This window comes from Sporomusa sp. (assembly GCF_035561255.1).
Lineage (GTDB): Bacteria > Bacillota > Negativicutes > Sporomusales > Sporomusaceae > Sporomusa.
The window spans coordinates 1-6,564 of the sequence record NZ_DATMXX010000009.1; the positions used below are offsets into that span (position 1 = coordinate 1).

The window sequence follows — 6,564 nt, forward strand, 5'->3', positions numbered from 1 at the left end:
ACCTATCTGTTTATATTGTGCCGATTTTTTCGGCACATCTTATCATGATTAGCAAAAAATCCTTAAAACAACAACAAAAAAGGCGCCAAAATATTTGGCGCTCTATCCATAATTATTTTGCACTGCTATTCACCAATGCTAAACTTCTTCATCCGGTACTGCAGGCTCTGCCTGCTCATCCCCAAACCCCTGGCAGTCTGGGTAATATTCCCGGAATTCTCATTAAGCGAATGGCGAATTAATTCGTATTCAAACTGTTCCACACGCTCATCAAATGTCCCCGGGGATCCTGCTGACACAGGTTTCGTGCTGTCCCCACGAGCTGTGATGCAAGTTACATGTTCCAAAGATCTTAAATAATCAGGCAAGCAATCACAGGTTATCATGCTTACATCATCGGCAGCGCGGTTAAAGGCATATTCAATCACATGATTAAGTTCTCTTACGTTGCCCGGCCAGTCATACTGCTGAAACGCATTAAATACTTCTTTTGCAATAGTAAGCTGCTCCCGGTTATATTGTGTACACAATTTCTGCAGGAAATTTTGCGCCAGGAGAATTATGTCCTGGTTGCGCTCCTTTAAAGCGGGAAGATCAATCTTGATGGTTGAGATCCGGTAATAAAAATCCATCCGGATTTTTTGCTGCTGCATAAGAGCGGTAAGATTCTCATTTGCAGCCGAGATGACCCGTACATCACATTGTATATATTTACTGCCACCCACCCTTTGAAAACGCTTTTCCTGCAATACCCGCAATAGCTTAGCCTGTATCTCAGGGCTGATGGAATTGACTTCATCAAGAAAGATTGTCCCGCCGTTTGCCATTTCAAAAAGTCCGGCCTTGCTGACACTGCCTGTAAAAGCACCCTTTTCAGTGCCAAAAAACATGCTCTCAAACAGATTGCCAGGCACAGCGCTGCAATTAACATCAATAAACGGCTTGTATCTTCTGGAGCCAAACGAGTGTATACTCTGCGCCACAAGCTCTTTTCCGGTTCCGGTAGCCCCCACAATCAGGATCGACGAGTCTGTAAGAGACACTTTTTTGGCAAAATGAATCATATCTTTCATGTTCTCAGCTTCATGTACGATATCATCAAAGGTATACATAGCCGGTTGGCCTGCAGGGTCTGTACTGCCAATATATGCCTCCAAATTAAATGTCCGAGTTTTAAGCCGTCTTAATACCGATATATCGCTTTCAAAAACAACAGCTCCATATAGATTGTTGTCAATGATCAAAGGATAGCCGGAATTGATGGTAGTCAAAATCGTACCATTTTTCATTTTGAAACGGTCACACCGGTTTGCAACCGGTTTTTTTGTCCTTAATATTGTCAGAACCGTACTGTATTCTTCGTTTACATCGTAAATATCAAGCAGATGTTTTCCCAGATAGTTAAGACTGTTATATCCCTCAAGGGCCTCACTTGCGGAATTGGCAAATAAAAAGTTCCCGTTGCGGTCATATATTTGTACACCCTCGGCTATGTGCCCATAAATCTGCTTGTAAAAATCAAGCAGTACTCCATTATTACTTAAATATAACACACTTCCATCCGGGTCAGCTACACACTGATAGCGAAAAAACTTATTGCTAAGCTCCACAATGCCCTGCTCTTTTAGAGCAGCTCCTAACACATGGTTGATTTGTTGATCAATCAAACCGGTACATACACTATCATCTAAAAGAGCCGGATTTTTTCCAATCTGCTGCACTGCCTTTATCCGGAAATCAGCGTCAAGTTTAATGATCAAATCAAGCACAGCTATGTAGACCTCCATTTCTTCTGCTTTTAAGAGTAAAGCAACCTGCTAGGTTTACTATGTGTGTTCTCAATAAACTTACCATAATCCTGCATACCTGCTATAAATAATCTGAATTGCAACAACCTCTTTGATCAAAAATATCCTGAACCCTTCACATATAAGGGTTCAGGATATTTCAACACACGAGCCATCTGCTAAACCTTGAATCGACTTACCAGCGAATCCAGATTAGCTGCCAGACCGGACAACTGCTGAGCCGTCGCGGAAAATTCCTGCACTGAGGCGGTCTGTTCTTCAACAGCAGCAGCCGAATCCTCAGATAATGCAGCAATCTGTTTGGCGACATTAGCAACAGTCTGTGAGGCCTGAGCTACGCCGGAAAGCTGCTCTGACGCCTGGCTATTTAACCCGGCAATTCCTTCAACCGCCTGACGGCTTTGCTTGGATTTATCAACTATAATACTTAGAGATTGCGATAACCTTGCTACATCTGCTACGATAGTTTCCAGTTCACGACCCAAAAGCACATTAATTGCCTGAGTATCATCCACCGGCCTTTGAATGGCCTTAATCTTTTCTGTTACCTGATCAGCAGCATGATTACTCTGATCTGCAAGCTTGCGAACCTCATCTGCCACTACCGCAAACCCACGGCCAGCCTCGCCGGCCCTGGCTGCTTCAATAGCTGCGTTCAAAGCAAGCAGGTTTGTCTGACCTGCAATCTGCTTAATCAGATCGATAATCTGACTAATATCTTTCGAATGCGTTGTTAAAGTGGTGACAGTATCTGAAATTTTATCAACCGTTCGTTTAAGATCCTGTGTCCGTTCGACCAGTACATCTGCATTTTCGGCTCCATTGTGCGCCTGAAGCTCAGACTCGCCAGAAAGGCCGGCCGCCTGCTGAGCATTTATTGCAACCTGCTTCATACCGGTTGCAATATCATCAAGTCTAAACGACAAATCACGGACACTGGCATTCTGCGCACTAGCTCCGCCTGCCACCTCTTGCATGCTGACGGCGACCTGCTCTACAGCTTTGCCACTTTCCAAACTCGCCTGTGAGAGGGCGCTGGCCAGATGGGATACCTCGGCAGCAGTCTTACGGCTGTTTTTAATTATTTCATGTACACTGACAATAAACATATCAAAATATTGACTAATCTGACCGATCTCATCGCTACACCCTAAATTTAACCGCTGCGTCAAATCCCCCCGACCTGTAGCAACATTAGCAAAAGAGGCTGACAATTGCGTCAGAGGACGAATTACCTGCACAATAACAATGTAGAAGGCTATAGCAACAACGAATATTGATAAAGCAAAAATGGCAATTTGAACCTGTTTGGATGTGGTAACTTTATTTTGTGAATAGGTATCAAATATATTAACCAGTTTATTTACCTCATTTACATACCCTGCAACAAAAGCATTAACGCTCCTTACCCCGCCTGCCGCCATGTCTTGATTCTCGGCAGCAATAACCTGCTGGATGAAAGATTTGTATTCAGCCCACATTAGCCTAACCTGATTAAGCTGTTGGCGGGCACCATCAGAATCAACAGCTGCCAATTTTAAGCTGGCATCACCGTTCTCCAGACCAGTCAGAATTTTATCATACATCGCTATTTCCTGACCAATTTCATCTTTCAGCGCTTGCCTCTCCGCTTGGGGTACAGCGGCAAACCGGTTTGTAAGTAATGCCAATTTATAGGCACGAAAGCGCAGATTACCGGATAAATTAATAGTAGGCCCGTCCCCTTTTAGTTCTTCAAATGTATAAAGATTAACAGCCAATAGCCCACCTACAAATAAGAACAGCATTGCCAAAATCATGATTAGTTTTTTCTTTACTGTCATATTTCCCTCCGTGATTTAACTAATTTATCTTTAGACTCTAAAAGAAAACTGTTCCCTATGGTTACAGGTTCCTTTTTTGTATCTATTTGTTATATTCTAGGTCATAGGCAAATAATGCTCCATGACATAAATCACATTCGGGAATAATTATTTAATTATCACAGTGAATAATAAATAACCATACTTAACCGTGCCAGCCCAGCACCGGGGTTATGGTAGGTATGACGCTTATCGGCCCGGAATGTTATCGAGTCACCTTTATTGACTATATACTCTTTATCGTTCGTCAGCACAGTTAATTCACCCTCAACAACTGTAATAAATTCCTGGGTTTTCTCGCCATGAGTATCTGTACTCAATTGCCCGCCTGGTTCTACCTCTACTATATACATTTCGAAACGGCGGCCATCTTCATAGGGGAATACCGGATACACCCTATATCTGCCATCATCCTCAATAAGCGGTTCAACCTCAGACTTATGCACAAGCATTGCGTCGTCCTGAGGTGAATTAATGATTGAAGTAAAAGAGACTTTTAGTCCAATGGCAATCTTCCAGATGGTGTTGATTGTGGGACTGGACTCACCCCGTTCGATCTGCCCCAGCATCGATTTACTAACACCCGTAATATCGGCAACTTTTTCAAGGCTTAATTTCTTCTCCTCGCGAATCTGTTTCAAATTATTGGCGATTATCAAATTTAAGTCTTTCAAAAATTTACCCCCTTTACCTGGTAATCTACAGTTTGTATGTTATAATATTCGAAAGGCGTTATATCGTTTGTATCATACGTTATAACGCACAATTTTATAATGTTCATTGCTTATTATATCATACCGCAGAATTATTTTACTATCGGGTACGATGGAGGGGAAAATGAAGGAAAATTCTCATAGTTTCAAAAAGGGGTTCGTCGCGGGGATTCCTCTTGTTATTGGTTATTTCCCGGTAGCTATGGCCTTTGGCCTGCTTGCAAAAACAGTCAATATTTCACTATTGGACAGCTGCCTGTTCTCCTTAATCGTCTTTGCTGGGGCAAGTCAGTTTATGGCTTTAGACCTTATTAAAGCCGGCATTGCCACAGTAGATATTGTGCTGGCGACATTTCTGCTTAATCTGAGGCACCTAATGATGAGCGCCTCGCTCGCAGTACGCCTTACAGACGTAAAAAAGAGCTGGCTGCCCTTTATTGCTTTTGGTATTACAGATGAAAGCTTTTCTGTGGCTTCTTTACAGCAGGGAAAACTTAGTGTACCTTTTTTGCTGGCTTTACAAGGGTTTAGTTATATTTCATGGGTTGGCGGCACTTTCGCAGGCTATCTATTAGGTACCGCGCTGCCGCTATCAGTGCAGAGCGCACTGGGAGTAGGCCTTTATGCCATGTTTACTGCAATACTAGTACCGGAGATAAAGAAGTCAGCCAATATTTTGTGCCTGGCACTTATTGCGGGCGTTATCTATGCAGCCAACAGCTACTTCCAGGTGCTTCCGTCCGGCTGGAGCCTGATTATATCGATTATCTTTGCCTCACTAGCCGGCCTTTTTTTATTAAACGATGAAGCCAGGGAGGGGCAGCTATGACAAACTATTTACCGCTCATTATTGCCATGATGCTTGTTACCTATGGGCCCAGACTACTCCCCTGGTTTGTATTATCAAAGCGGCCGCCGCATCCGTTATTGCGGCGGTTTCTTCTATACATCCCCTACACTGCACTTGGCGCATTAATTGTTAAAGGAGTCTTGGAGGCCCCTTCAGCAATGATGTTGGCAACACTTGCAGGCATATTAGTAGCGGCAGTCTGTTCCTGGTATAAAGGCGGCTTGGTGTCGTCTGTCTCAGCCTCAATCATTGCAGTATTCCTGCTCCTGACGTATCAATAGCCAGTAAATAAACCACTAAAGATCCCTCCAACGTAAGCGTCGCACCCACTATATTATATTTTCACTTTACCTGTATCTGAGCCCATAATTCATCAGAGAAAAAACCTTTGCCGACCTGATTGACCGAACCTGTCATAAAAACATGTCCGTTTTGCCGGATATCGACTTTAATGATACCGCCTGGCATATGTACGTAAATCTCATTGTCAACCAGTCCCAGTTTATAGGCAGCACTGGCCGCTGCACAGCTACTGCTGCCTGAGGCAAGTGTATAGCCCGCCCCCCGCTCCCAGATTTCAATCTGAATGTTGTTTCGGTTCAGTACCTTTAGAAACTGAACATTAATCCGGTTGGGGAAACGGCTATGGTTTTCAATGGCCGGTCCTAAATCCAATGCTGTTTCACGCGAGGGCTCATCATACAACACTACACAATGAGGGTTGCCAATTGACACACAGGTAGTAGCTAAGCGCTGACCCTGAATGATCAGTTCTTCGTTTAACACCGCTCTTGCCGGACCGTCCACCGGGATATCCGTACTCTGAAACGTTACAGTCCCCATATCAATCCGGATCTGCTGTCCTTTATCATCAAGCAGTTCAACATAAACCTCACCGCCCATAGTTCCCAGACTGAATTTTTTGGTTGTCACATAGCCTTCATCGACAAGATACCGGGAAAATATCCTAACCCCATTGCCACTTTTCTCGGCTTCACTGCCATCAGGATTAAGTATCCTCAGGTGAATCGAGTTTCCCTGAAGCAAAGGGCCTACCAGAATACCATCTGAGCCAATACCAAAATTCCGGTGACAAATCAACCGGATATTCTTCTCTGAGAAATCAATATTGGCTTTATTGGGATCAATCACAATATAATCGTTACCTAAAGCATGATACTTGTAAAAATGAAAATTCATGAGTATACCTCCCCTATTATCCAACCCGTTTTGCCGTTATTATATTAATCGCTTTCTGTATAGCTTTCTTCTCCATACGCTATAAGGTATCCTCTCAAAACTACATTACAGTATCATTACAGTATTGAAAC

Annotated in this window: 6 protein-coding genes; 2 read left to right on the forward strand and 4 right to left on the reverse strand. The window is 43.4% G+C overall.

From position 1 onward, the window contains the following. Positions 1-125: 125 nt before the first annotated feature. The 3 genes from VN379_RS00540 to VN379_RS00550 form a co-directional block, all read right to left on the reverse strand. A complete protein-coding gene (locus VN379_RS00540) occupies positions 126-1,769 on the reverse strand; it encodes a sigma-54 interaction domain-containing protein (protein WP_325529715.1) in 1,644 nt (547 codons plus the stop codon). A gap of 197 nt (positions 1,770-1,966) precedes the next feature. Beyond that, positions 1,967-3,631 (reverse strand): methyl-accepting chemotaxis protein, encoded by a 1,665-nt coding sequence (locus VN379_RS00545; RefSeq protein ID WP_325529717.1) that lies wholly within the window; start codon positions 3,629-3,631, stop codon positions 1,967-1,969. A 158-nt stretch (positions 3,632-3,789) separates the two neighbouring features. Continuing rightward, positions 3,790-4,344: an XRE family transcriptional regulator gene (locus tag VN379_RS00550; RefSeq protein WP_325529719.1), complete on the reverse strand. Its 555-nt coding sequence runs from the start codon at positions 4,342-4,344 to the stop codon at positions 3,790-3,792. Positions 4,345-4,507: 163 nt separating this feature from the next. Between VN379_RS00550 and VN379_RS00555 the strand changes: the two genes are divergently transcribed. Next, positions 4,508-5,212, forward strand: a complete 705-nt coding sequence (locus VN379_RS00555; protein WP_325529721.1) for an AzlC family ABC transporter permease — start codon at positions 4,508-4,510, stop codon at positions 5,210-5,212. Next, positions 5,209-5,514 (forward strand): AzlD domain-containing protein, encoded by a 306-nt coding sequence (locus tag VN379_RS00560; RefSeq protein WP_325529723.1) that lies wholly within the window; start codon positions 5,209-5,211, stop codon positions 5,512-5,514. The genes VN379_RS00555 and VN379_RS00560 overlap by 4 nt, the downstream gene beginning before the upstream one ends. 61 nt (positions 5,515-5,575) lie before the next feature. Here the strand turns inward: VN379_RS00560 and dapF are convergent, their stop codons facing one another. Further along, positions 5,576-6,433: a diaminopimelate epimerase gene (dapF, locus tag VN379_RS00565; RefSeq protein ID WP_325529725.1), complete on the reverse strand. Its 858-nt coding sequence runs from the start codon at positions 6,431-6,433 to the stop codon at positions 5,576-5,578. Positions 6,434-6,564 lie beyond the last annotated feature (131 nt).

Coding starts and splice junctions, on each gene's coding strand:
- VN379_RS00555 (WP_325529721.1), top strand. CDS start 4,508: ATGAAGGAAAATTCTCATAGTTTCAAAAAGGGGTTCGTCGCGGGGATT.
- VN379_RS00545 (WP_325529717.1), bottom strand. CDS start 3,631: ATGACAGTAAAGAAAAAACTAATCATGATTTTGGCAATGCTGTTCTTA.
- VN379_RS00560 (WP_325529723.1), top strand. CDS start 5,209: ATGACAAACTATTTACCGCTCATTATTGCCATGATGCTTGTTACCTAT.
- dapF (WP_325529725.1), bottom strand. CDS start 6,433: ATGAATTTTCATTTTTACAAGTATCATGCTTTAGGTAACGATTATATT.